This window comes from Lysobacter sp. CA196 (assembly GCF_052078695.1).
GTDB lineage: Bacteria > Pseudomonadota > Gammaproteobacteria > Xanthomonadales > Xanthomonadaceae > Lysobacter.
In genome coordinates this window covers 1-1,744 of the sequence record NZ_JBQJIN010000065.1, presented here as the reverse complement: position 1 = coordinate 1,744, position 1,744 = coordinate 1, and the positions used below count along the sequence as shown (strand labels likewise).

Below are 1,744 nucleotides of genomic sequence, written 5' to 3'. Positions count from 1 at the left end.
CGAACTCGTAGCGGGTCTGCACCGCGGCGAAGGTCGTCGCCGAATCGGCCCACTGGCCTTCGAGGCGACCGTAACGCACTTCGCCTTCGCGACGCGCCAGCTTGCCGGCGAACTCCCAGTGGTGGTTCGGGTTGTAGATGCCTTCCAGCGACAGGATCTGGCTGCGCTGATCGTAGAACGCCACGTTATCGCCGATCTGCGGCAACGCCGAGACGTCGTACAGATAGGTGTACTTGCCGAGCAGCGCGTACTTGGTGCTGTTCCACGGCCGCCAGGCGAAACCGACGTTGCCTTCGATGAACTTGGCGCCGGCCTCGGCGTTGATCAGGTCGGTGGTCTTGGAATAGTTCAGGCGAGCGGCGATGCGGAAGCTTTCGTTGATCTTGTGAGTCAGGTTGTTGGTGGTGACCCACTGCTCGCGGCGTTCCGCACCGGTGTCCTCGCGCCATTCCAGCTTGCTCTGCCACTGCGTGGCCGCCGAGGTGTGGCCGCCGCTGAGGCTGACCGCACGGCGATCGACTTCGCCGATCTCCTTGTCCAGGCGCGCACTCTGCAGGGTGAAACCCAGGTTCCAGCCCTGGCTCGGATAGAAATCCATGCCGTAGGTATGGGCCAGACCGGATTCGTTCGGCGCCTTCAGGAACTGGCTCTCGTTGAACATGCTGACCTGGTTCGACAAGCGCCAGCGCTGGCCGAGGGTCCAACCCGAGTTGAGGCGGTTGTTGAACAGCGGGTCGAACTCGGTGCGATCGGTCGAGTAGGTGTAGCTGCCGTAGACCGTGTGGTCGGGCTGGATGCGGTACTCGGCGTTGATCTGCGCCGCGTCGCCGCGATCGCCGGTGGTCAGCTCGGCGCCGACGCTCGACAGATTGCCGAACACGTACTTGCCGCCCAGGGTGAAGGCGTCGTTGTCGGCGTAGCGGCCGTTGTCGTCGTCCAGGGTGACCTGGGCGGTGCCGTACAGATCGAAGCTGCTGCCGAAGCGGCGCTTGTACTGCAGGACGCCGAGCACGCCGGCGGCGTCGAGGGTGGCGCGATCTTCTTCGACGCGACGGATTTCCGCGGCCCAGGTGGTGGAGTCGCTGATCCGCCATTCGGCGGTCAACTGCGCCTGGGTCAGCGATTCGCTGCCGCGTTCGGCGCGGCTGTAGCGGCCGTAGATGTTGAACGACGGATTGAACTGGCCCAGCACCTCGAAACCGCGTTCCTGAATTTTCTGGCCCAGGTCGTAGCGCGAGATCGAGAAGCCCGGATCGACGCGACGCCACCAGGCGCCGGCCGACCAGTCCAGATCAGTCCAGCCCAGTTCCTTGAGGTTGACGCGTGCTTCCACCGAGCGTGCCTCGCCCTTGCGCTGGTCTAGGCCGGAATTGATTTCGTTGAAGCTCAGGCCGCCGTTGTCGGAGAAGAAGATCGGCGAACTGGTCGACTCGGTTCGGCTCTGCTCCAGCTTGAGGTAGGTGCCGCGACCGGCCTGCAGGGTCAGGTCCGCACCCTTCAAGGTGTAGTCGTCGCCGGCGCGGTTTTCGTCGACATAGGTCGCGCCGAGCGCGACGTGGTCGCCGAACCAGTGCTTGCCGCGGAAACCGGCGGTGACCGAGTCGGCATCGAAGCCGTTCGGGATGAACTCGTAGTCGACCAACAGCACCTGGGTGAAACCGTCCAGGGGCGTGTCGCGGCTCAGGGTCCGGATGTTCTCGCGGGTCACTTGCGCCAGCGGACGGGTCAGCAGGATGCGGCCCTG

The 1,744-nt window shown here is 64.7% G+C and carries 1 pseudogene; it reads right to left on the bottom strand.

The annotated features are described in order from the left end of the window. A pseudogene (locus ACTOWK_RS23565) lies at positions 1–1,744 on the bottom strand (hypothetical protein); the annotation flags it as partial.